Here is a 22,705-nt window from a genome sequence, read left to right on the forward strand (position 1 = left end):
TCAGTACTCCACGTTCTGCGAGCGTCTACGAATGGTCGTCACTTCGTCGCGTTGATTTCCGGTGGGGCCGTGGTAGTTCAGTGCGAAGGACTGCTGGGCGTACCCGCCGATGAGATGGGAGGGCTTGATCATGATTCGAGTCAGCGCGTTGTGGATACCGCCGCGCTTGCCGCGGCCCACCTGCTTCTCCGAGGTACCTTCGACGCGCGGCACGTCCACGGCCCGATCCTGGGCGTGGTACATGAACACGGTGCCCTCGGGCATCCGGTGCGAGACGATGGCCCGCGCCACCACGATGCCGTTGCGGTTGATCGCCTCGATCCAATCGTTGTCGGCGACACCGATTTTCGCGGCGTCCCGGTCCGACATCCAGATCGACTGACCGCCCCGGGACAGCGTCAGCATGTGCAGGTTGTCCTGGTAGGCGGAGTGGATCGACCACTTCGAGTGCGGGGTCAGATACCGCACGGTGACACCGTTCTCGCCGACCGCGCCGACGCCGGGTTCACTGAACAGCGCGGTCATGTCCAGCGGTGGCCGGAAGATCGGCAGCTGCTCGCCGAGTTCGATCATCCAGTCGTGGTCGAGGTAGAAGTGCTGGCGTCCGGTGAGGGTGTGCCACGGCTTCAACCGCTCGGTGTTGATGGTGAACGGCGAGTATCGGCGGCCGCCGGTCTCACTGCCGGACCATTCCGGCGAGGTGATGACCGGAACCGGCCGGGCCTGCGTGTCCTTGAAGGTGATCTGTTTGCCCTCGTGCTCCGCGGCCAAGTCGGCGAGCTGGGTGCCGGTGCGTCGTTCCAGGGCCTCGAACCCCTCCACGGCCAACCGGCCGTTGGTGGTGCCGGACAGCGCCAGAATCGTCTCGGCGGCGTGGGTGTCCTTCGCCAGCGACGGGCGCCCCTGTGCCACACCGGAAACCACGGTGCCGTTCACTCCGGCGAGGTAGGCGACCTCTTTCTCGGGATAGGTGGTGACGCCCTTGGTGGTGAGGCCCATCGTTTCGACCAGCGGTCCCAGGGCGGCCATCTTCTCCGCGATGTTCGGATAGTCCCGTTCCACCACAACGAGTTTCGGCATGGTCTTGCCCGGAATCGGCTCGCACTCACCGGCTTTCCAGTCCAGCACGCGCCCACCGGCCTGCGCGAGCGCGTCGGGCGAGTCGTGCTGCAACGGCACCGCGACGATGTCTTTGCGTTTGCCCAGGTGCTTTTCGGCCATCCAGGAGAAACCGCGGGCGATCCGATGGAAGGCGTCGAAGTCCGTCTTGGCCTCCCACGGCGGCGAGATCGCCGGGGAGAAGGCGTGCACGAAGGGATGCATGTCGGTCGAGGACAGGTCGTGCTTCTCGTACCAGGTCGCGGCGGGCAGCACGATGTCGGAGAACAGGGTGGTGCTGGTCATCCGGAAGTCCAGGGACAACAGCAGATCCAGCTTTCCGGTGGCCGCTTCGTCGCGCCACACCAGCTCCTGCGGCCGGACGCCGCCGTCGTCGGTGGTCTGCACATTGGAGTCCGCGCCGAGGAGATGCTTGTGGAAGTACTCGTTGCCCTTACCGGAGGAGCCGAGCAGGTTCGCCCGCCACACGGTCAGCACGCGCGGGAAGTTCTCGGGTGCGTCGGGATCTTCGCAGGCGAACCGTAATTCGTCGGACTTCAACCCCTCGACGACATGATCGGCGGCCGACTTGCCCGCCGCCTCGGCTTCGTCGGCCAGATCGAGCGGATTGCGATTGAAGGTGGGATAGCTCGGCATCCACCCCAGGCGGCTGGCCAGTGCGATGTTGTCGGCCGCGGTGCGACCGGCGAACGCGCCCTTGCCCAGCGGCGAGGCGAACGACTGCGAGGTGAACGGGTCGTAGCGCCACTGGTCGTTGGTGAGGTACCAGAACACCGTGCCCTGCATCTGGCGCGGTGGGCGCTGCCAGTCCAGGCCGAAAGCCAAAGTGGCCCAGCCTGTTACCGGACGGCACTTCTCCTGTCCGACGTAATGCGCCCAGCCGCCGCCGTTCACGCCCTGGCAGCCGGTCAGCAGGGTGAGGGTGAAGAACGCCCGGTAGATCTGATCGGAGTGGAACCAGTGGTTGGTACCGGCGCCCATCAGAATCATCGATCGGCCGCCGGAACGGTCGGCGTTGTCGGCGAATTCGCGCGCGATCCGGATCACCTGCTGGGGCGGCACACCGGTGATCGTTTCCTGCCAGGCCGGGGTGTAGGGCTGGGAGGCATCGTCGTAGCCGGTCGCCCAGTCACCGGGCAGCCCGTCGCGGGCCACGCCGTATTGCGCGAGCAGCAGATCGAATACGGTGGTCACGCGTCTGCCCGCCACCATGCGGGTGGGCACGCCGCGCACCACCACGCCGGCGGTGTCGGTGTCGAACCGCGGCATCCGCACCGCGACCGCCTCCGCGCCCTCGGCGCCGTAGAGCGTCAGCAGTGGATCGACACCTTCGAGGTCGAGGTTCCACTTGCCCGCGTCCTCGGCCGTGAACCGATGCCCCAGTGAACCATTCGGCACCACCGGTTGCCCGGCGTCGTCGAGCAGCACCGGTTTGTGCGCGGCGGTTTCGTCGTCGGCGCCCAAATCCGCCGCGGTGAGGAACTTTCCGGCCAGCGCGCCGTCGTGGTGATATTCGCCCGCACCGTCCCAGCCCGCCGGGTCGTCCAGGCACACCAGGTACGGCAGGTCGGTGAACTTCTTGATGTACTCCAGGAACCGGGGCACCTGCTTCTCGATGAAGAATTCCCGCAGGATCACGTGCCCCATCGACATGGCCAGGGCAGCGTCGGTTCCCGGCCGGGCCGCGACCCACTCGTCGGCGAACTTGGTGTTGTCGGCGTAGTCGGGTGAGACCACCACGACCTTCTGGCCGCGGTAGCGGGCCTCGGTCATGTAGTGCGCGTCCGGGGTCCGGGTCACCGGCACATTCGAGCCCCACATGATGAGGTAACCGGCGTCGAACCAGTCCGCCGACTCGGGCACGTCGGTCTGGTCACCGAACACCTGGGGGGAAGCCACCGGCAGGTCGGCGTACCAGTCGTAGAACGACAGCATCGAGCCGCCGAGCAGCGAGATGAACCGCGCACCGACGGCGTGGCTGACCATCGACATCGCCGGAATGGGGGAGAAGCCCGCCACCCGGTCCGGTCCGTACTTCTTGATCGTGTGCACGTGCGCGGCGGCGGCGATCTCGGCGGCCTCCCACCACTCGGCCCGCACGAATCCGCCCTTGCCGCGGGCGGACTTGTACCGCTCGGCCTGTTCCGGATCCTCGACGACGGCTTCCCAGGCCAGTACCGGGTCCTTCAGCCGCTCTTTGGCCGCCCGGTACAGCTCCAGCAGCACCCCGCGCACATACGGGTACCGCACGCGCGCCGGGGAATACGTGTACCAGGAGAACGACGCGCCCCGTGGGCAGCCGCGCGGCTCGTACTCGGGCTTGTCCGCGCCGACCGAGGGGTAGTCGGTTTGCTGCGATTCCCAGGTGATCACGCCGTCCTTGACGTAGATCTTCCAGGAGCAGGACCCGGTGCAGTTCACGCCGTGGGTGGAACGCACCACCTTGTCGTGCGCCCAGCGGTCGCGATAGAACTCGTCGGCGCCACGCCCGCCGACCTTGTGCAGGCTGCGGTGGTCGTCGGAGATCTCGCCACTCTGGAAGTATTTCCCCAGCCGGAGCAGAGCATCACCGGCGGCAGCCGGAGTGGAGCCCGCGGCACGACCAGAGGGTTCTGTTGGCAGGCTTGCAGAATTAACCACGACGCCCCTTCGGGTGAGTGAATCGGGCTGTTGACACCGACTCTAAGGAGGGTTGGACGCGCGGCAAAATGATTCTCTCACAGCTTGCGGAGGCGGTCTGTGCGTTGTGAGGTCGGCGCAACACACCGGTCACTACGCGGTAGCGACGAAACTAACCGGCTGTCGATGCGACCAGGCTATATGCTCGCTGACCGGGTGAAATGCAGCTTCCGGCAGATGTTTCGGGGGCTTGGCGGTGATGCTTTGGAAACCGGGGGTTCTCGGCTGCTTAATATTTGTTTACACAACCGCATGGTCGTCTGGGCTCCGTCTACGGCGTGCCGAAGTGTCCGTGATCCCCCCGTCCGGGGACCATCTTTATCGATCTTCTATCTATTCGCTCGAGGTTTGCCGAATATTCGGGCCGAGCAGATTATTCTGCATTCATGCAGCGATTCGAGGCGGTGATCGAGGCGGGTGCGCGCGGTGGCGCGTACGTGCCGATGCCGCCCGAAGTCATGTCCGCGCTGGGCCGGGGCGGGCCCACGCCTGGGCGCGCCCGAAATTCCTGCACCGACCGGCGTCAGCTGGTCGCCGCGATCACCGAGGCCAAGCGCCCGAAAGTCCGGGCTCGCCGTATCGAGAAAGCTGTCGCCGCGTCTAGCTGAAGGAGTTAGTGCCGTGCCACGCAAAACGATCGACATCGCCGACGAACATCTACTGCGGCCGCCGAGTTTCGGCGGCCTGCTCCGCAGACTCCGGGACGAGCGCCATATGTCCCGGGAGAAATTGGCCTTCGCGGCGGGGGTGAGCGCCAGCTACATCACCCATCTCGAAGGCGGCGACCGCGAACATCCCACCCGAGCGGTGGTGGACGCGCTCATCGGTTACCTCGACGGCATTCGCCCGCTGCTCCCGGTCGAGCGCAGACACCTCTACGACCTCGCGGGCTTGGTCGAAGACGCCTTCCCCAGCGTCGAGAAACTGCGCTCCGCGATCGACGAGGACATGCGCCGGGGTTTGCTGGTGCATCGGCCCAACGCCGCGGGCTACATCGATACGCGCTGGAACGTGTTGTCCTGCAACGATGTCTACGCCGAAATGTTTCCCGGCCTGGTCGACGACGTGAACGTGCTGCGCTGGTTCTTCGGCAACGAAGTGTCCAAGCAGGTCATGGTGGAGTGGGAGCGCGAAGCCGGGCTGACCGTGGCGTGGCTGCGCGGCCTGATCGGGCAGACCGGCGATACCGCCTGGTCCCGCTCGTTGCTGGAAGAACTGGGCAATTACCCCGAATTCCGCAGTATGTGGGCCGCCGGGGGCACAGCGTACGGCCGGGAAACCCCCGACATGCGCCTGCGCGACCTGCGTACCGGCGAAACCTACAACCTGTCCGTGCAGATGTTCCGGGTGGACTCCACCAACCATCCCGGTCGGATGCAGTTCTTCCTCGGCGTGCGCCAGCCCAGCCTGACCCCGGCGACCTAGGGCCGAATCTCCGCGAAGGTCTCGACCCACCGATGCGGCGGGCGCGGCGGATTGGGCTCGCCGGGTCGGTGGATGCCGACGGCGGACCAGCCCGCCTCGACCGCCGCGTCGAGCTCGTCGGGGTGATCCGACAGGAACAGGATGTCCGCCGGTTCGACCCCGATCACGCTCGCGATCTCGGCGTAGGAGGCGGCTTCGCGCTTCGGCCCCGCGCTGGACAGGTCGAAATATCCGCTGATCAGCGGGCTGAGTGCGCCGCCGCGCGCGAATTCGAACCAATCCCGCTGATTGCGGACCGAGCCGGAGGAGTACACGTACAGCCGCAGCCCGGCCTCGTGCCAAGTGGTGAGAGCCGGGGCCACGTCCGGGAAGAACTCGCCGTGCAGCGCACCGGCCCGGAATCCCGCGGCGCAGATGATGCCCTGCGCGGTTTTCAACGGTTCCGCTTTCACGTCGGACTTCAGCCATTCGCGCAGGATCTCGGCGACTTCCGCCGGATCCGCGTCGGGTCGCCCGGCCAGCTCGCGGGTGCCCGCGATCACGGAAGCCGCTGCCCCCGAAGCGTTGTCGGCCAGCCACTCGGGCAGCCGGGCACGGGTGTACCCGTACAGATCCGCACGCACCGAGCTGGTCGGGCTGGTCGTCCCCTCGATATCGACGACGACGGCTTTCACCGAGCCGCCAGCAGCTCATCGAGGGTCGGGAACCCGGAGCTGATCTTGTCGCCGGTGAAGTCGCCGATCCAGCCGTCCTCTTCCTCGAAGAACCGCACCGCGACGAAATCTGGGCGGGTGCCCATGTCGAACCAGTGCAGGGTGCCGGCGGGCACCGAGACCAGGTCACCGGCCTCGCACACCGTGGCCAGGACCTCGTCACCGATGTGCAGGTAGAAGCAGCCACGCCCGGCGGCGAAGAAGCGCACCTCGTCCTCGGCGTGGCGATGCTCGTCGAGGAACTTCTCGCGCGCGCCCTTGGCGATGGCGGGCCATTCCGGGTTGGTGTCGTCGGGGTGGATGCGGGCGATGTCGATGTGGCGGTAGCGGCCCGTGGCATTCAGGGTCGCGATGCGCTCGGCGTATTCGGCGAGCAGTTCGTCCGACGGGATGGTGGAGGCGTTGTCCAGCGTCGGCCAACGCTCGAAAGTGATGCCGCGCGCGGCCAATTCGGCGGCGATGGCGGTGTCGTCGGTGGTGCGGACCTTGATATCGCCGGCGTCGCCGGCGGCCATGATCTGTAGCAAAGTCATTGTCTTATCCAATCTCCGGGTCTGTGGCGGACTGGGCATACGCGGATTGCCGGCCGGTGCGGATCACCAGCTCGCACAGCGCCTCCAAGCATTCGGCGCGATCGCGGGCCCTGGAAAGATTGTCCCCCCATGTGGTGATGCCGTGGCCCGCGATACCCAATACCGGGGCGGCGCCGGGATTCTCGCGGAGATACCGCTCGATGTCCGCGCCGATCCGGGGCACGTCCGGCCAGTTCGGGAAGATGGGGATATCGATCACATCGGTGCGGCCGAGACCCTTGATGAGCTCGAAATCGGTGATTCGCAGCATGGTCGACTCCGTCTGCGCACCGACCCGGGTGGAAAGGGTTGTCGCATAAGGGGGATGGACGTGAACCACCGCCTGGGCGCCGGTCGTGCGATAGATCGCGGTGTGAATGGTGGTCTCCGCCGACGGTTTACGCCGCTGTGCGCCCACCGGCTGGGCGTCGGTGATCGAGACGCGCACCATGTCGGCCGCGGTGAGCTCGCCCTTCGACAGTCCACTGCCCGTGACCACCGCCGAATCTCCGGTACGCACGGAGATATTGCCCGCGGTGCCCGGCATCCAACCGCGCTGATACAGCTCTCGCGCGACCTCGGCGATCGCCGCGCCTTCCCCCGTATCGCCGCCGTACACCACACCCTCCTCGGTGACGACAGCCGTCACCAGGTCGGCCGGAGTGACGTCGAACGCGGGATTGAATACCGCGGTCCCCTCGGGAGCCGTTGCCACGCCACCGAATCCGGTGACTTCCCCGGCGGCGCGCTGCTCGACGACGATCTCGCCGCCGGTGGCCATGCGCAGGTCCCGGGTCGACTCCGGCGCGACCACGATGAACGGAATCCCATGGTGCCGAGCCGCGATGGCGAGGGCGTAGGTTCCGATCTTGTTCGCCACATCGCCATTGGCGGTGACCCGATCCGCGCCGACGATGACGCAGTCGACCTGCCCGGTGGCCATCGCCCACGCGGCAGCCGAATCCATGGTGAGCCGGTGCGGAATTCCCGCCTCGGCCAATTCCCAGGCGGTGAGCCGTGCGCCCTGCAACAGCGGGCGGGTTTCATCGACGATCACGTCCGCGATGAGCTCGCGCTCGTGCAGCACTCGCAGCGCGCCGATCGCGGTGCCGAACGCGCTGGTCGCCAGCCGCCCGGTATTGCAGTGGGTGAGCATGCGCAGCGGACGGTCCGGCAGCAGACGCTGCACCAGGTCGGCGGCATGGGTCGCGGCGGCCCGATTGACCCGCCCGTCTTCGGCCAGCATCTCGAGGGTCTCGGCGAGCACCGCGTCGGCGCCCGCCTCGACCTTGGTGACCACCCGGCGCACCGCCCACGCCAGATTCACCGCGGTCGGCCGGGCCGCCTCGATCCGGGCCGCCTCGGCCCGTACCCCGGCCACATCGACGACCCCGTGCGCGGTATGCGCGCGGGTGGCGATGACGACGCCGAAGGCGCCCGCGATCCCGATCGCCGGCGCGCCGCGAATCGCGAGCGTCTGGATCGCCTCGATGACCTGATCGACGGTCGACAGCCGAAGTTCGCGCACCGCATGCGGCAACCCACGCTGGTCGATGGTGACCAGAACACCGTCGTCCCAGGTCAGGGAGCTGTCGTCCATCAGGCGCATCCTTATCGCGTCGGCTGCATCATGCCTGGCAAACGGTATCGGACCTGAGCTGCTCGCTCGAATCGGCCCTTACGCGACCGGGTGCGCGCCCACCCGAGATCGACTTCAGCCGGGCAGCTCAGCGCGCAATTGGGCGGCGCGCTTACGCGGGTCGTAATCCGGGCCGACTCCCTCGACCAGCACCAGGTCGCCGTCGATGTGGTCGGCGCGCAGCCGCAGGATCTCCTGGTAGGCGGGGGAGTGATACCAGGCGCGGGCGCGTTCGACGTCGGGGAATTGCAGCAGCACCATGCTGCCCGGCCAGTCGCCTTCGAGGATCTCGAGCGGCGGGCCGTGTACGAGGAAGCGACCCTCGAACGGGTCCAGGGTGGCCTGGATGCGTTCCAGGTATTCCAGGATGTCGGCGTGCGGGCGGCGGGTGCGCAGGTGTGCGAAACCGTAGGCGGGCATTGGTGTTTCCTTCGACGAGGGTCTGCCTCGACGGTAGGCGCCATGGTTACGCCCGCCAATTACCTGTGGGGTAATACGCGCTCAGCTGTGCATCGGGAGGAATTCGACCGGGGTGGCGTCGGTGGCGTGTGCGGGAACGATGACCAGGCCGTCCCGATCGATCAGGCCGCCCAGGTACGCGGTGGAGCGATGCGGTTCCGCCAGAAAGCCGCCGAAGGGGGCGCGGCGGGCGGCGACGACGCGGGGGACCGAGCCCGCGACGGAGTTGGCGTTGTGCAGCGGGCCGATGTAGGGGCGTGCCGGGTGGGCCCCGGTGCGGCCTTCGACGATGGCCGGAGCCATCGCCATCAGTGTGGCGACGGCCGCGAACGGATTACCGGGAAGGCCGAGAACCGTCGTGCGAGAAGGCAGTTCGGCGACCAGGGTGGAACCGCCGGGGCGGAGCTCCAGGCGCGGCACCAGGAGTTCGGCCTGGGTCCGGCCGACCGCACAGCGCAATTGGTCTGCGGCCCCGCCGCCGGTCGCGCCGACGATCACCAGCAGATCGAAGTCACCGGCGGTGGCGAGGACATCATCGAAGCCGGTGGGGGTGTCGCGCAGATGCACCCGGTCCACGGTGCGAATGCCGTACCAGGACAGCACATCCGGGAGGATCGGACCGATCGAGTCGCGGGTCTGGCCGGTTTGCAGCGGGCCGTCGCTGCGAATCTCGTCGCCGGTCATGACGATCCGGGCGCGCACGGGGCCGCGCACCACCGCCTCGGTCACCTCCACGCTCGCCGCGGCGGAGATCAGCCCCGAAGTCACCGGGGTGGCTTCGGCGGCGATGAGATCGCCGGGCAGGTGAATGTCGCCGCGGCGGCGGATGTCCTCGCGCAGCGGAGTGCCGGGGCGCCGGTGCAGCACGTTTTCCGCTGTGACATCGGTGAATTCGTCGCGCAGCACATTGCCGGTGCCGTCGGGGACATGCGCGCCGGTGGCTATCCGCACCGCCTCACCGGGTAGCAGCCCGACCGGACGCTGTCCGCCCGCGAAGCCGATATCGCGGCGCAATCGCCAGGGTCCGTCACCGGCGACGGCGTACCCGTCCATCGCGGAGACGTCGAACCGCGGCAACGCACCTGCGGCGAGGATCGGCGCGGCGAGCGCGGCGCCACGGACGGCCCGGAGCTCGGTGCGATATGCGGTGAGCTTGAAAAGTCTGGCGCGCAGCAGATTTCGCGCCTCGTCCAGTGGAAGCGGTCGGGTCGGCGGACCCTCCGGCACCGGCTCTGGCTGGGAATCGCTCTGAGGCACGGCACTTTCCGCACCGCTTGCCGCGGCTTGCGCGCGCCGCACCTCCTCGGCGGTATCGCAATCGGCGACCCCGGTCAGGTGCACCGTTACGGTCTCATCCGGAATCAGAGCCTTCATCGGTTGATTCACCAGCGAATCCAGTTGTGCCAGCGCCGCGGTCAACGCCGATCTGCGCCACACCCCGACCAAATACTGCGGGCGGCCCGACTTGTCGGCCGCGAACACCGCGTCCGCCCCGGTTTCGGACTCCTGCCTCAGCAATTCCCCGATCGCGGTCGCGGTCAGGAACGGCATGTCCGCGGCCAGCACCACCACCAGCGGCGCCGGCTCCGGATGCAACGCGTGCAGGCCCGCCTCGATCGCCGCCACCGGCCCCGACCCCGGCGGCACCTCCCGCACCTGCAGAATCGACGGATCGAGCTCCGGCCGGTGCGGCCCCACCACCACGGTGCGAGCGCAGCCGGCGACCGCCGTGAGCGCCGCGTCCAGCATGGATCGCCCGCCGATCACGATCGCCGGTTTGTCTACCCCGCCCATCCGGCTGGCCCGCCCGCCGGCGAGCACAATCGCGTCGACGGCGGTCACGATAGGCGAGTCGAGGCTAGAGAGAACATGGCCGACATGCTAATTCGTCGGCCCGCCTCGCTCGGCGAACCCGGCCGCGCTTCGGCCAGCCGCCGCAGGTCAGCGGCTGATTTCCGGCGGGTCGAGATAATTGCCGGTCCGGTGGAAGTCGCGGTGGAGTGGGGCACTCCGCCCGCGACTGCCGAAGTCATCGATTACACCGGCGTGAAGTCGGAATATGTTGTCAGGACGTTGAATTCGTTGGTTTCGGGATCGGCCAGCGTGAAAGCGTCGGTGGCGAAATCGGGTTCGGCGGTGATGAGCGGTGTGGCGCCGGCCGCGCGCAGGCGGCGGACATCCTCGGCCGGGTTACCGGCGGGGAACGAGGTCAAGTTGAGTCGTAGCCGGTTGCGACCGGATTTCTCCTCCGGCGTGCGGACGAATTCGAGCCAGCACCCGAGGCCGGTGGCCGACCGTAGCCCCGCCACGTCCGATCCCGCGTGACCGACCGGCCAGCCCGAAGCGGTGGACCAGAATTCGGACAGGCGCACCGGATCCCGGGTGTCGACGACGATGGCGGCCACCGCGCCGGTGTCGACGTAGTGCTCCCGGGGCTCCAGGACACAGAATTCATTGCCTTCGGGATCGGCGAAGACGACCCACGGGACGCACCCCTGGCCGATGTCGATACGGCGGGCGCCCAGGGCCAGCGCCCGATCGACCTGCACGCGTTGATGATCCATCGAACGGCTGGCCAGGTCGAGGTGGATGCGATTCTTCCCGGCCTTCGGCCGGGTGGCGGGTAGGAAGGTCAGGGCGATGTCCATGCCGGCGGGATCGGGAGCGGCCACGTCCACCTCGTGCGGACGGTCCAGCGTCACCGCCCAACCGAGCAATTCGGCCCAGAAATCCGCGACGGCCCGGGGCCGGTCTGCCTCGAACACGACACACGCCAGTCGAGTGGACATCCGACAACGGTAACCCGAACGGGCCGGCTAATCCCCGAGTTCGGGAAACCGGAAACGGGCGCCGCGCAGGTCCACTCGCCCGTCCCGGATGGGGACGCCCTCCTCGGCGAGCCGTCGCAGTTGGCGCTGCGCGAGGTGCGCGGCGGGCTTGCCGCCGGCGCCGAGCACACGGTGCCAGGGCAGATCCGCGGAGTCGGTGCGCATGATCCAGCCGACCGTGCGCGGGGTGGACAGTCCGGCCGCGGCGGCGATGTCACCGTAGGTGGCGACCTGTCCTGGCGGGATTCGCGCCACCAGTTCTCGAACCAGCTCGATCTGGGCGTCGGTGGTCGGCATCGATGTCCTACAGCGCCGCTCGGATGAGTTCGGCGGTCTCGGCAGGCCGAGCCTGCGGCACCATGTGATCGCAATCGAACTCGTGCACGGTGAGCCGCGGGCCGAGGTGCGCCGCGAGTGCCGCCCGGAACGCCGGCGTCACGAACGGCGGCTGCACCTTCATCGCCTGCACCAGCACCGTCGGCAGATCGGCGGACGGCAGCACGAAATCGCGCGCCAGCTGGCCCCAGTAGGACGTCACGGCGGGCAGGCTGAGCCGCCAGGCCACCCGTCCGTCCGCGGTCGGCACCAGATGCTCGGCGAGTTCCGCTTCCAGCACCTGGGATTCGACGTCGTGCCAGGCGCTGGCCAGCTTGTCCTGCCGGGCCTGGTCCACGTCGGCGTAATCGGGGTGGGTGAGCCCGCGCACCGCGATGTCGTGCAGCAAACCGGGCTCGATCGCGATCGCCGGGTCGAGCAGCACCAGCCCGCGCACCAGCTCCGGATGCCGGTGCGCCAGGTGCAGGCCCGTCGCGCCGCCGAACGAATGGCCCACCACCAGCACCGGTTCCGTGGTTTCGGTGGCCAGCAACGCCACCATGTCGGCGACGATCGTCTCGAAATCCCAGGGCGGCAGGGCGGTCGAGCGGCCGTGCCCGCGCAGGTCCGGCGCGACGATCCGGACGTCGGCCAGATGCTCCTCGGCCAGCGCCGCCCACCGTCGCCCATGCCCGGTCAACCCGTGCAACGCGAGGACCACCGGCCCCGTGGCGGGGCCGAACCGATAGACATTCACAGTCGACACCCGCCCCATTGTGTCGCTTCGGCTGTTCGCCCGCATGTCCACTCCTGCCCGGACCCGGTCACGAGCCGGACCCGGCGCCCCAACTGGGGTGCTGCGCAACTTCTTCAGGGTCGGACAGCAGGCGCGGGTCGCTGCCGTCCCGGTTCATGACCCAGAGTTCGGCTCCGCTCTCGGGTGCCGTACGGGTACGGGTGTACAGGACTTTCGCGCCGTCGGGGGAGAAGGCCGGGTGCACGGTCCACTCGTCGGTGAGCGGGCGGATGTCGGTGCCGTCGATGTTCATCGCATAGATCGCCGACCGGTTCTTGCCGCCGCGGTTGCTGGTGAACACGACGGTGGCGCCGTCCGGACTGAAGACCGGATCGCTGTTGTGATGTGTATCGGCCAGCAACGGCCGGGCGCCGGAGCCGTCGGCGGCCATCACCCAAATCGCGCCGCCGCGAGTGAACGCGATCTTCGAACCGTCCGGTGCGAACACCGGATCCTGCGATGACGCCTGATTGGGACCGGTGGGGGCGGGCAGGTCTCCGAGTTGCCGCGGTTCGCCGCCGTCGGCGTTCATCACGAAGAGCGCGCCGCCCCGCGTGAAGACGATCCGGGTGCCGTCGGGAGAGAAGACGGGGTCGTATCCGCCTTCGGCCAGCTTTCGGACGCCGCTGCCGTCCGGGGCCATCGTCGCGATCAAGCCACCGCCGACGACCAGCTTGGACCCATCGGCGGCGAAGTTCGGATCGGTGCCGGCCGCGATTCGGGTGACCCCCGTGCCGTCCGGATTCATGACGAAGATCGACTTCGAATCGTCGAACGCGATCTTCGCCGGGTGTGCCGCCTGCTCGGTGTGCTCCGGCCCGTGCTCGGCATCGGCTCCGCAGCCGGCGGTCAGCCCCGCCAGTGCGAGGGTGAGGGCGGCGGCCCGCAGCACACGGCTTCGTCTCTGGCGCATGCCGCCAACCTATCCGGTCCGCCGGAGCGGGTCCGCACGGAATCTGTCTGAGGTACAGGGCATTATCGCTACACCGAGCAAGGAGGCCGGATGGACGACGAACAGGTCACCGCCGAGGTGCGGACGCGGATCGAGGAGTGTTTCGCGCGCCAGGGGCTGATGACGCACCTCGGGGCGCGGCTGTCGCACATCGCGCCGGGCCGCGTGCACATCGTGCTGCCGCATCGTCCGGAAGTGACCCAGCAGCACGGATACATCCATGCCGGAGCCACCAGCGCCATCGCCGACAGCGCGGGCGGGTACGCGGGATTCACGCTGTTTCCGGCGGACTCGTCGGTGCTGACGGTGGAGTACAAGATCAACTTGCTCGCCCCCGCCGCCGGCGAATACCTGGAAGCGGTGGGCACCGTGCTGAAGCCCGGACGCACGCTGACCATCTGCAAGCTGGAGGTCTTCGCCGTCCAGGGCGAGCAGCGGTCCCTGATCGCGACCGGCCAGCAAACGTTGATCTGCATGAACGGAAAACCGGACCGCTGAGGCAGGTGAACGGGCGGCGACGGTGATGTTGACTACGTCCGTACGGAGTGGCCGCCCGGTGTGTCGGTCGTGTCTGTTGCAATAGCCCGCGTGGTGCAGTCGAATAGCGCGGTGCGACTTGTTCGCCGGAACGCGGTGGCACCCGGGGCGCGGCTCTGGGGCGCTGAAGTGCGCGCGCTGTTCGAAGCCCACGCCGCTGACGCGCCGGCACGTCCGGGGTGGCGTCCATGGCAGGTGCTCGGCGGGCCGGGCACCGGCAAGACGTCGCTGCTGGTCGACTTGGCCGCCGAACGGATCGCGGCGGGCGCCGATCCGGAATCGGTGCTGCTCCTGACCCATTCCAAGCAGGCGGCGCGCGGTGTGCGGGATGCGATCACCGCGCGACTGGCCGGTCCGGACGGGCTGGACGGTGGTGTACCCGGCGCGACTCGCGAGCCGCTGGTGCGGACTCTGCACTCCTACGCGTTCTCGGTGTTGCGGCGGCACGCGCTGGTGCACGGCAACCCGCCGCCGCGTTTGCTGACCGGTGCCGAGCAGGATGCCGTGCTGCGGGAAATGCTGCGCGGGGACTTGACGGACATCGCCGACGGGAACGACGCGCTGTGGCCGCAGCGACTGCAACCCGCGCTCGCCCTCGGCGGGTTCGCCGAACAGTTGCGAGATCTCATGCTGCGCGCCACCGAGCGCGGTATCGGCCCCGAGGATCTGATCAAGCTGGGCCGGGAGCACGGCAAGTCCGAATGGGTCGCGGCGGGCAGGTTCGCCGTGCGCTACGAGCAGGCCATGCTGCTGCGCTGGTCGGTCGGCGTGGAGGCGCCCGAGGCCACCGCTCCAGCGCTGGATGCCGCCGAACTCATCGGCGCCGCCCTCGACGCCCTCGCGGCGGACGCGAATCTGCTGGCCGCCGAACGCAACCGCATCCGATACCTGCTGGTGGACGACGCGCAGCAGCTGGACCCCCAGGCCGCGCTGCTGGTCCGGGTGATCGGCACCGCCGCACACACCGCGGTCGTCGCCGGCGATCCCGATCAGGCCATCTTCACCTTCCGCGGCGCCGACTCCAGCTTCCTCGCCGACCTGGATGTGCCGGATGAGCGCCGAATCATCCTGCGGCGCAACCAAAGATCCGGCGCGGCGGTGCATCTGGCGCTTGCCCGGGTCGCCGCCAAGTTGCCGGCCAGTGCCCCGCACCGCTTCACGCTGCCCAACCGCGCCGACGAACCCGAGGACGACGGCGCCACCGTCCGGGTGCGCGTCCTGGCCTCCCCGGCCAAGGAGGCGGCGCTGATCGCTGACCATTTGCGGCGGGCTCACCTCACGCACGGTGTGCCCTGGTCGCGCATGGCGGTGATCGTGCGTTCGGTTCCGCTGTCCCTCGCTCCGCTGCGCCGTGCCCTGCTCGCCGCCGGAGTCCCGGTCCAGCAGCCCGCCCTCGATGTTCCGCTGGCCCGGCGGCGCGGCGCGGCCTGGATGCTGCTCGCATTGCGTGCCGTGCTGGCCTCGGAACGCTCCCGGCGCGCGGCCGCGGAAATGTTCACCGCCGACGACGCGCTCGACCTGCTCGGCGGTCCGCTCGGTGGCGCAGACCAGATCACGCTACGGCGGCTTCGTCGCGGTATCCGGCGCAGTGTGCTGGAGTCGCAGCGCAAACCGGGACGTCAGGGTGCCACCGATATCGGAGACGACTCGGCGGCAGCTCTGTCGGCTGCCGGGGATTCTTTCGACGAGGAACTCGTCAGCGAATTCGATTGGTTGCGATCCGAATCCGACTGGGAGCCCGGCAGTGATTCCGAGGACGTTGGCGAGGCCGGACTGGGCTCGGCAGCCGATAGCGCTCCCGGTGAGGATTCTGACGGCCCGACGGTATTTCAGGCTGTGCCCGCTGGTTCTGGGTTGGGTGCTGACGGTCCCGAGTTGGGTGCCGCTGGTCTCGGGATGGATGCTGACGGTCTCGGGATGGATGCCGCTGGTCTCGGGATGGATGCTGACGGTGCCAGGATGGGTGACGGTCCCGAGTTGGATGCTGACGGTGCCAGGATGGGTGACGGTCCCGAGTTGGATGCCGCTGGTCTCGGGATGGGTGCCGACGGTCCCGAGTTGGATGCCGACGGACCCTGGATGGAGTCCGACGATCCCGGGGTGGAGGCCGACGATCCCGGGGCGGAGGCCGACGATCCCGATTGGGGTTCCTACGATCCGGAGCAGTGGGTCAGCGAATCCGATTGGTACGGTGACGATTCGGATTGGGGTCTGGAGGTCGCCGAGCACGCCGACGACAGCAGGCGCGGACGGCCGCCGGTGGTGCCCACCGAGCCGGAGCGGCGTGAGCTGGGCCCGGCCATCGACACTACCGATGATGTCGCCGAGCGGGTCATGGATATCGCGGCGCTGATCGAATTGTCCTCGGCCGAAGTCCTGCGCGGCTTGCTGATCGGCGAGATCGACCGATCGATCATGGACAAGTTGACCGACGTCGAGGCCAGGCCGCTGCGCCGGGTGCTCGACGCGCTCGACCGAGCCGCCAAGGCCCGCAAGGACGGCGCGGGGCTCGAAGAGGTGATGTGGGCCCTGTGGAGCACCTCGCAGCTGGAGCGTCGCTGGGTCGCGCAGTCCGAACGCGGTGGTGCGGTCGGTATGCAGGCCGATCGCGATCTCGACGCCGCGGTCGGGTTGTTCGACGCGGCCGCCGCCTACGTGGATCGGCTACCGCGCGCGAGCATCGAGGGATTCGTCGAATATCTTGTGCAGCAAGAGATCCCGCAGGACACCGCCCCGTTGACCGCGCCTGGTGAGGCAGTCGCGCTGCTCAGCGCGCATGCGGCGGCGGGCCGGGAGTGGGACGTGGTCGCGGTCGCCGCTGTGCAGGAAGGTATCTGGCCGAACACCCGGCCGCGCGGCACCCTCCTGCACACCGAGGATCTGGTCGATCTGACGGCGGGCATCGCGCTGGGGGAGCAGGTCAGCCGGGCCGCGCCGATCCTCGCCGAGGAACGCCGGTTGCTGCTCGTGGCGTGCAGTCGCGCCCGGCGATCGCTACTGGTCACCGCCGTCGAATCCGTGTCCGGCGAACGGGATCTCGTGCCGTCCCGCTTCCTCGCCGAACTGCTCGGACATGACGATGACAGCGAACCCGGTGTGCTCCCCATCGCCGATCCCGGACGCGCCCTCGTCATGCATTCCCTGGTGGCCGAATTGCGCGGTGTGGTCTGCGATCCCGAGTCCGATCCGGAGCGACGCGGCCGTGCCGCCCATCAACTCGCTCGCCTCGCGCAGGCCGGTGTGCCGGGCACCCATCCCGAAGAATGGTATGGCACAAACGATCTGAGCTCCGAGGATTCGCTGTGGGCCGATGACGACAGCGCTGTAGCGCTCTCCCCGTCGACCGTGGAACTGCTGCGCACCTGCCCGCTGCGCTGGGCGCTGGAACGCCACGGCGGCACCGACGGCGACAACCCGCATGCCGTCAAAGGCAACCTGGTGCACACCCTGGTGCAGGCGCTGGCAGGCCGCGTCCCCGAATCCCAGGTGCGCGCCGCCCTCGACAAGGCTTGGCGCGCCATCGATCCCGGCACCGGCTGGCACTCCCGCCAGGAACTCCGCCGCACCGAAGCCATGCTGGAAACTTTCATGGCCTGGGTGCACAACACCCGCGGTGAACTCACTCAGGCCGGCGTCGAAATCCCGGTCGACTGCGAACTGCCCGCCCGCACCGAAGCCGAACGCCCCGTCCGCATCCGCGGTCGCGTCGACCGCCTGGAACGCGACGCGCTCGGCCGCTTCGTCATCGTCGATGTGAAGACCGGCAAGAGCCCGATCACCAAACAGGCCGCCATCGACCACGCCCAACTCGCCACCTACCAGGTAGCCGCCGCCATGGGCGCACTGGACGCGGCCCTCGGCGAAAGCGACAGTGCCTCGGCGGATTCGACCCCTCCCCTCGAATCGGCAACCCCGCCAGGTGATTCCGGCCCGGACCACCCTTCCGACGGACCTGATCCCGCGCAGACCGCCGAACCCGGCGGCGCCCGCCTCGTCTACGTCGCCAAGCCCAGCGCCAAAGAAGGCGCCACCCAACGCCTGCAACCCCCACTGGACGCCGAAGCCCTCGACCAGTGGCGCACCACCATCCACGACGCCGCCGCCGCCACCCGCGGCCCCAGCTACCTCGCCATGCGCAACGACGGCTGCCGCCACTGCGCCGTCGCCGGCTCCTGCCCCGTCCAAGACACCGGCCGGCAGGTGACCGACGAATGACGACGCCCCGCGAATTACAACCGATCCGCCGTATGCCACCAGTCGCCGCCTACCCCAGAGCGGCGACCACGGCGGTTGCTACGCGACACCCGGGCTACTCCCAGCGCCGTCATGTCTCGTGGATGGCGGTCGACTGGAGCGTGATGGGTGCGGCGCACTGCCTGAGCTGCCTGGTGCATCGCCTTGTCTCGCTGGTCGCGGTCGGCGGGAGTAGATCACGTGCACGGCGGGGTGGTGCTCGGTGGGGGATGGCTGCTCCGGGGCGGGGATGTGGCTCGGCCGGGGTGGGTTGTTTCGGGGTGCGGGCATGAGTCGGGTGACTCCGCGGCAGTTGGCCGAGGCGTTGGGGCTTCCGCCGCCGACCGATGAGCAGGCGGCGGTGATCGCCGCGCCGGCGGGGCCCACGCTGGTGGTGGCCGGTGCGGGGGCGGGGAAGACCGAGACCATGGCCGCGCGTGTGGTGTGGATGGTGGCCAATCGGCTGGTGTTGCCGGATCAGGTGCTCGGCCTGACGTTCACGCGAAAAGCGGCGCAGCAGTTGACTTCTCGTATCCGGACGCGGCTGGCTCGGCTGGCGGGGGCGCCGCTGCTGCGGGAGCTGGATTCCACCGGGGATCTGCGTGCCCAGTTGGCCGGTGCGGAACCGGAGATCAGCACCTATCACTCGTACGCGGGCAGGCTGCTGACCGAGCATGGTCTGTTGCTGCCGGTCGAGCCTTCGGCCACGCTGCTCACTCAGACCCAGTTGTGGCAGCTCGCGCACCAGGTCGTCCGCAACTGGGACGGTGACCTCGAGACCGATCGAACCCCGGTGTCGGTCACCGAAGCGGTACTCGCGCTGTCCGGTCAACTCGCCGAGCATCTGGTGGAAGCCGAGCAGTTGGCCGAGGCGCACACCGAGTTGGAGAAGCTGGTCCACACCTTGCCGCCCGGTCCGCGTCAGCGCGGCGGACCCAGCCAAACTCTGCGCGGCATCCTCGAAGTACAGAAGGAGCGCGTCGCGTTGCTGCCCCTGGTGCAGCAGCTCGCGGAAGCGCTACGTCGCCGTGGCGCACTGGATTTCGGTGCGCAGATGTCGCTCGCCGCCCGCCTCGCCGCCGAGCACCCCGAGGTCGCGGCCGCCGAACGCGCCCGTTTCCGCCTCGTACTCCTCGACGAATACCAGGACACCGGCCACGCCCAACGCGTCCTGCTCGCCGCACTCTTCGGCGGTACCGGACCACGAACCGAGGACCGATCGCGTGCACAGCGGGGAGCCCGCCGCGCTGACGATGTCGCCGGCCCTGCGGGCGACGTGGCTCGCCGCGCTGACGGTGTGGGTCGTTCCCCTGATGGTGCCGCTCGTCCCGCCAGCGGTGTCGTACAGCCTGCCGATGATGTCGCTCGGCAGCGAGTGTCGAGCCGGTCGGAAATCGACGCGGTGGCCGAGTCCGGCGAAGCGGGGCAACATCGCCGTGCCGGTTCGGATCAGCGCGCGGGCCAAGCCGCGGACGTGCCGGATCAAACTGTAAGCGGCGCACAGCGTTTGGCGGTTACCGCGGTGGGTGACCCGATGCAGTCCATCTACGGTTGGCGCGGCGCGTCCGCTGCGAACCTGCCACGGTTCGCGACCGACTTTCCGCTGGCTCCCGGCGTTCCCGCTCCCACGCTGCCGTTGCTGACGAGCTGGCGGAATCCGCCGGAAGCGCTCGCGGTGGCCAACCTGGTCGCGGATCCGTTGCGCCGCAGTGCCATCGACAAGGGTGGGGTGACTGTCGACGCGTTGCGCGCCAAACCCGATGCGGGGCAGGGCGTCGTGGAACTGGCGCTCACCGAAACCGTGGCCGAGGAGCGGCAGTGGGTGGCCGAAAAGATCGCGGCCGAATGGGCGGCGCGCCGGGACGCGGAGGAACCGCCGCCTACCTCCGCGGTGCTGGTGCGCCGTAATGCCGACGCCTCTCCGCTCGCCGAAGCGCTGCGCGCACAGGGCCTTCCGGTCGAAATCGTCGGGCTCGGCGGCCTGCTGGCCACCCCCGAGGTCGCCGATATCGTCGCGACCCTGCGCTTGATCGCCGAACCGGCCGCCGGTAGTGCCGCCATGCGTATCCTCACCGGCGCTCGCTGGCGCATCGGTGTCGCCGATATCGCCGCACTGGCCCGGCGGGCCCGCGACCTGTCGATCAGCAGGCTGTCCGGCGGCGACTCGGGCGAGATCACCGATAGCGCGACCCTCGCGGATGCCCTGCGCGAAGTGGCTCCCGAACCCGCCGAGCAGGCCGGTCTGGCCGACGCGATCGCCGATCCCGGTGACGCGGAGAACTATTCGGCGTCCGGGTTCGCTCGCATCGAAGCATTGGGCCGGGAACTTTCCGCGCTGCGTGAGCGCAGCGGACAGCCGCTCGCGGAGTTGGTCGCCGATGTCGAACGCACCATCGGGGTCGGCGTGGAAACCCAGGCCCGCCGCGCCATGGCCGGAACCGGTGCGGGCCGTGAGCATTTGGACGCCTTCGCCGAAGTGGTCGCGGGCTACTCCGCCGACTCCGGCGCCTCGCTGAGCGGTCTGCTCGCCTTCTTCGCCGCCGCCGAATCCGTCGAAAATGGTTTGGAGCCAGGCGAAGTCGAGGTAGCGAAGGATCGCGTTCAAATCTTGACGGTGCATGCCGCCAAGGGCTTGGAATGGGAAATCGTCGCCGTACCGCACGTGGTCCGCGGCGTCTTCCCTTCCGGTGCCGCCTCCGGCACCTGGCTCGGCGCGCTGGCCGAACTCCCGACCAGCTTGCGCGGCGACCGCATGCAAGAGGACGCCGCCGAGGGCGTCCCGGTGCTCGACCTCGCCGATCTCTACGACCGCGCCGACCTCGAACGTGCCATCAAGGCACATAAGGACGCCCTGGACCGCCGCCGCCTCGACGAGGATCGCCGGCTGTTCTATGTCGCGCTCACCAGAACCGAACGCGTGCTGCTGGTTTCGGCGCATCACTGGGCCGAAACCGGTTCGTCCCCGAAGGGCCCCTCGGATTTCCTGCTGGAGTTGAAGCACGCCGCCGACACTGCGGGCGGCATCGACATCCCCCGCTGGGACGACCCGCCCGAACCCGACGCCGTCAACCCTTTCACCGACAACCCCGCGACCGCGGAATGGCCGCGCGATCCCCTCGGCAACCGCCGCGACCCGATCGAGCAGGGCGCGGCCATGGTCCGCGCCGCCCTGGCCGAACTACGAGCACAAGCCGCCCGACCCACGGCACCAGTAGCCGAGCGAGACCACGCCCCCGTCTCCACCCCTGATGAACTTGTAACGTCGCCGCTCAGCGACCCCGAACGGCCGTCCGGTGGTGACCCTGAAGCCCCGCTCGATCAGCGCGACCGCCCCCCGTCCGCTTTCGCGCATTCCGATGCTGGTCCAACCAAGCGTCCCAGCGTGGCAACCCCGTGGGAGCGCGCCCAGCTGACCACCGTTTCGGTTCCGCTGCCACCGGATTTCGTCCGGCTCGATACCGGTCTGTCCGCGGACTCGGATCACCTCACCCCGACGGACGACCTCCCGCCGCCGGAAGACACCGATGATGCAGCGTGGGAAGAGATTCCACCGCCTCCGGACGAAACATCTCTACCACCAGACGATTTCGTCCACCCGCTGGTGGAATTCTCCGCGCCCGATGACATCCCGCCGATCCTGGACGAGTTCGCCCCGCTTCCGGACGATTTCATTCCGCCGCCGGACGAATACGTCCCGCCGGTCGACCCCGATGACCCGGACGGGTGGGCTGCCGACGTGGATGCTCTGCTCGCCGAGTTCGAGGCCGATCAAGCCGCGGCGGAGGAAGTCGAACTGCCGGGGCAGATTCCGGCGACCGCGCTGGTGGAGATGCGCGCGGATCCGGCGAAACTCGCTCGCCGCCTGCGCCGTCCGCTGCCGTTCCCGCCGAATCCGCTGGCGCGCCGCGGCACCGCCTTCCATGCCTGGGTGCAGCGCTGGTTCAGCGACAGCCGATTGGTCGGCTTGGATCAACTTCCCGGCGTCGGCGACCTCGACAGCGCTGACGCGGGCGTCGACGCCGAACTCACTCGCATGCAGGACGCGTTCCTCAACTCACCGTGGGCCAATCGCAGCCCGGTCGAGGTGGAGATCCCGTTCGAAACCTCCATCGCGGGCACCGTCATCCGCGGCCGGATGGACGCGGTCTTCGCCGAACCCGACGGCGGCTGGGTTGTCGTCGACTGGAAGACCGGCGCCGTTCCCGGACCCGGCGACGAGCCCGCCGTCGCCATGCAGCTGGCCATCTACCGCCTGGCCTGGGCTCGCCTGATGGTCGCCCGCACCGGCGCCACCGAAGCCGCCATGCTCGAAAAGATCAGTGCCGCTTTCCATTACGTCCGAACCGGGCGCACCATCGCCCCCCGTCACCTACCGGGCCCGGCCGAACTGGCCGACCTCATCCGCCGCTCGGCCCCGCCCGCCGCCCGCTAACTCGCG

15 protein-coding genes are annotated in these 22,705 nt (G+C 68.8%); 5 read left to right on the forward strand and 10 right to left on the reverse strand.

Features of this window, described 5'->3' with window-relative positions:
• Nucleotides 1-3,741 carry a nitrate reductase subunit alpha gene (locus BJ987_RS12000; protein ID WP_209898235.1) on the reverse strand — a complete coding sequence of 1,247 codons (3,741 nt, stop codon included), beginning with the start codon at nt 3,739-3,741 and terminating at the stop codon, nt 1-3.
• 443 nt (nt 3,742-4,184) lie between these two features.
• Here BJ987_RS12000 and BJ987_RS12005 point away from each other — a divergent pair, with 443 nt between their 5' ends.
• Nucleotides 4,185-4,406 carry a YdeI/OmpD-associated family protein gene (locus BJ987_RS12005; RefSeq protein WP_209888243.1) on the forward strand — a complete coding sequence of 74 codons (222 nt, stop codon included), beginning with the start codon at nt 4,185-4,187 and terminating at the stop codon, nt 4,404-4,406.
• A 13-nt stretch (nt 4,407-4,419) separates the two neighbouring features.
• Nucleotides 4,420-5,223: an MmyB family transcriptional regulator gene (locus tag BJ987_RS12010; protein ID WP_307869580.1), complete on the forward strand. Its 804-nt coding sequence runs from the start codon at nt 4,420-4,422 to the stop codon at nt 5,221-5,223.
• Here BJ987_RS12010 and mtnC read toward each other — a convergent pair.
• From mtnC to BJ987_RS12055, 9 genes are all read right to left on the reverse strand, one after another.
• The gene (gene mtnC / locus BJ987_RS12015; RefSeq protein WP_209888246.1) at nt 5,220-5,897 is read right to left on the reverse strand and encodes an acireductone synthase; all 678 of its coding nucleotides are present in this window, start codon (nt 5,895-5,897) and stop codon (nt 5,220-5,222) included. The two genes, BJ987_RS12010 and mtnC, sit on opposite strands and share 4 nt — an antisense overlap.
• Nucleotides 5,894-6,469, reverse strand: a complete 576-nt coding sequence (locus BJ987_RS12020; RefSeq protein ID WP_209888248.1) for a 1,2-dihydroxy-3-keto-5-methylthiopentene dioxygenase — start codon at nt 6,467-6,469, stop codon at nt 5,894-5,896. The genes mtnC and BJ987_RS12020 overlap by 4 nt, the downstream gene beginning before the upstream one ends.
• A gap of 4 nt (nt 6,470-6,473) precedes the next feature.
• Nucleotides 6,474-8,108, reverse strand: coding sequence for an S-methyl-5-thioribose-1-phosphate isomerase (mtnA, locus tag BJ987_RS12025; RefSeq protein WP_209888252.1), 1,635 nt, complete (start codon nt 8,106-8,108; stop codon nt 6,474-6,476).
• A 114-nt stretch (nt 8,109-8,222) separates the two neighbouring features.
• Nucleotides 8,223-8,567 carry a DUF1330 domain-containing protein gene (locus tag BJ987_RS12030; protein ID WP_209888255.1) on the reverse strand — a complete coding sequence of 115 codons (345 nt, stop codon included), beginning with the start codon at nt 8,565-8,567 and terminating at the stop codon, nt 8,223-8,225.
• An 81-nt stretch (nt 8,568-8,648) separates the two neighbouring features.
• Nucleotides 8,649-10,448, reverse strand: coding sequence for an NTP transferase domain-containing protein (locus BJ987_RS12035; RefSeq protein WP_209888258.1), 1,800 nt, complete (start codon nt 10,446-10,448; stop codon nt 8,649-8,651).
• A gap of 194 nt (nt 10,449-10,642) precedes the next feature.
• Nucleotides 10,643-11,395 (reverse strand): VOC family protein, encoded by a 753-nt coding sequence (locus BJ987_RS12040; protein ID WP_209888261.1) that lies wholly within the window; start codon nt 11,393-11,395, stop codon nt 10,643-10,645.
• A 27-nt stretch (nt 11,396-11,422) separates the two neighbouring features.
• Nucleotides 11,423-11,731: an MGMT family protein gene (locus BJ987_RS12045; protein ID WP_209888264.1), complete on the reverse strand. Its 309-nt coding sequence runs from the start codon at nt 11,729-11,731 to the stop codon at nt 11,423-11,425.
• A gap of 7 nt (nt 11,732-11,738) precedes the next feature.
• Complete coding sequence (locus tag BJ987_RS12050) at nt 11,739-12,524, reverse strand: alpha/beta fold hydrolase (RefSeq protein ID WP_209898241.1); 786 nt, start codon at nt 12,522-12,524, stop codon at nt 11,739-11,741.
• Between the two features lie 49 nt (nt 12,525-12,573).
• Complete coding sequence (locus tag BJ987_RS12055) at nt 12,574-13,458, reverse strand: TolB family protein (protein ID WP_209888266.1); 885 nt, start codon at nt 13,456-13,458, stop codon at nt 12,574-12,576.
• A 90-nt stretch (nt 13,459-13,548) separates the two neighbouring features.
• Between BJ987_RS12055 and BJ987_RS12060 the strand changes: the two genes are divergently transcribed.
• The 3 genes from BJ987_RS12060 to BJ987_RS12070 all read left to right on the forward strand — a co-directional run bounded on the left by BJ987_RS12060 (nt 13,549) and on the right by BJ987_RS12070 (nt 22,699).
• A complete protein-coding gene (locus BJ987_RS12060) occupies nt 13,549-13,995 on the forward strand; it encodes a PaaI family thioesterase (RefSeq protein ID WP_209888269.1) in 447 nt (148 codons plus the stop codon).
• A 69-nt stretch (nt 13,996-14,064) separates the two neighbouring features.
• A complete protein-coding gene (locus BJ987_RS12065; RefSeq protein WP_372446853.1) occupies nt 14,065-18,249 on the forward strand; it encodes a PD-(D/E)XK nuclease family protein in 4,185 nt (1,394 codons plus the stop codon).
• Between the two features lie 307 nt (nt 18,250-18,556).
• Nucleotides 18,557-22,699, forward strand: coding sequence for a UvrD-helicase domain-containing protein (locus BJ987_RS12070; RefSeq protein WP_245365915.1), 4,143 nt, complete (start codon nt 18,557-18,559; stop codon nt 22,697-22,699).
• The last annotated feature ends 6 nt before the right edge of the window (nt 22,700-22,705 follow it).

Source organism: Nocardia goodfellowii (assembly GCF_017875645.1).
GTDB lineage: Bacteria > Actinomycetota > Actinomycetes > Mycobacteriales > Mycobacteriaceae > Nocardia > Nocardia goodfellowii.

What these genes read in the sequence shown, in the direction of transcription:
- BJ987_RS12005 (WP_209888243.1), top strand. Translation starts at nt 4,185, where the DNA reads ATGCAGCGATTCGAGGCGGTGATCGAGGCGGGTGCGCGCGGTGGCGCG.
- BJ987_RS12020 (WP_209888248.1), bottom strand. Translation starts at nt 6,469, where the DNA reads ATGACTTTGCTACAGATCATGGCCGCCGGCGACGCCGGCGATATCAAG.
- mtnA (WP_209888252.1), bottom strand. Translation starts at nt 8,108, where the DNA reads ATGGACGACAGCTCCCTGACCTGGGACGACGGTGTTCTGGTCACCATC.
- BJ987_RS12030 (WP_209888255.1), bottom strand. Translation starts at nt 8,567, where the DNA reads ATGCCCGCCTACGGTTTCGCACACCTGCGCACCCGCCGCCCGCACGCC.
- BJ987_RS12040 (WP_209888261.1), bottom strand. Translation starts at nt 11,395, where the DNA reads ATGTCCACTCGACTGGCGTGTGTCGTGTTCGAGGCAGACCGGCCCCGG.
- BJ987_RS12045 (WP_209888264.1), bottom strand. Translation starts at nt 11,731, where the DNA reads ATGCCGACCACCGACGCCCAGATCGAGCTGGTTCGAGAACTGGTGGCG.
- BJ987_RS12050 (WP_209898241.1), bottom strand. Translation starts at nt 12,524, where the DNA reads ATGGGGCGGGTGTCGACTGTGAATGTCTATCGGTTCGGCCCCGCCACG.
- BJ987_RS12055 (WP_209888266.1), bottom strand. Translation starts at nt 13,458, where the DNA reads ATGCGCCAGAGACGAAGCCGTGTGCTGCGGGCCGCCGCCCTCACCCTC.
- BJ987_RS12060 (WP_209888269.1), top strand. Translation starts at nt 13,549, where the DNA reads ATGGACGACGAACAGGTCACCGCCGAGGTGCGGACGCGGATCGAGGAG.
- BJ987_RS12070 (WP_245365915.1), top strand. Translation starts at nt 18,557, where the DNA reads ATGAGTCGGGTGACTCCGCGGCAGTTGGCCGAGGCGTTGGGGCTTCCG.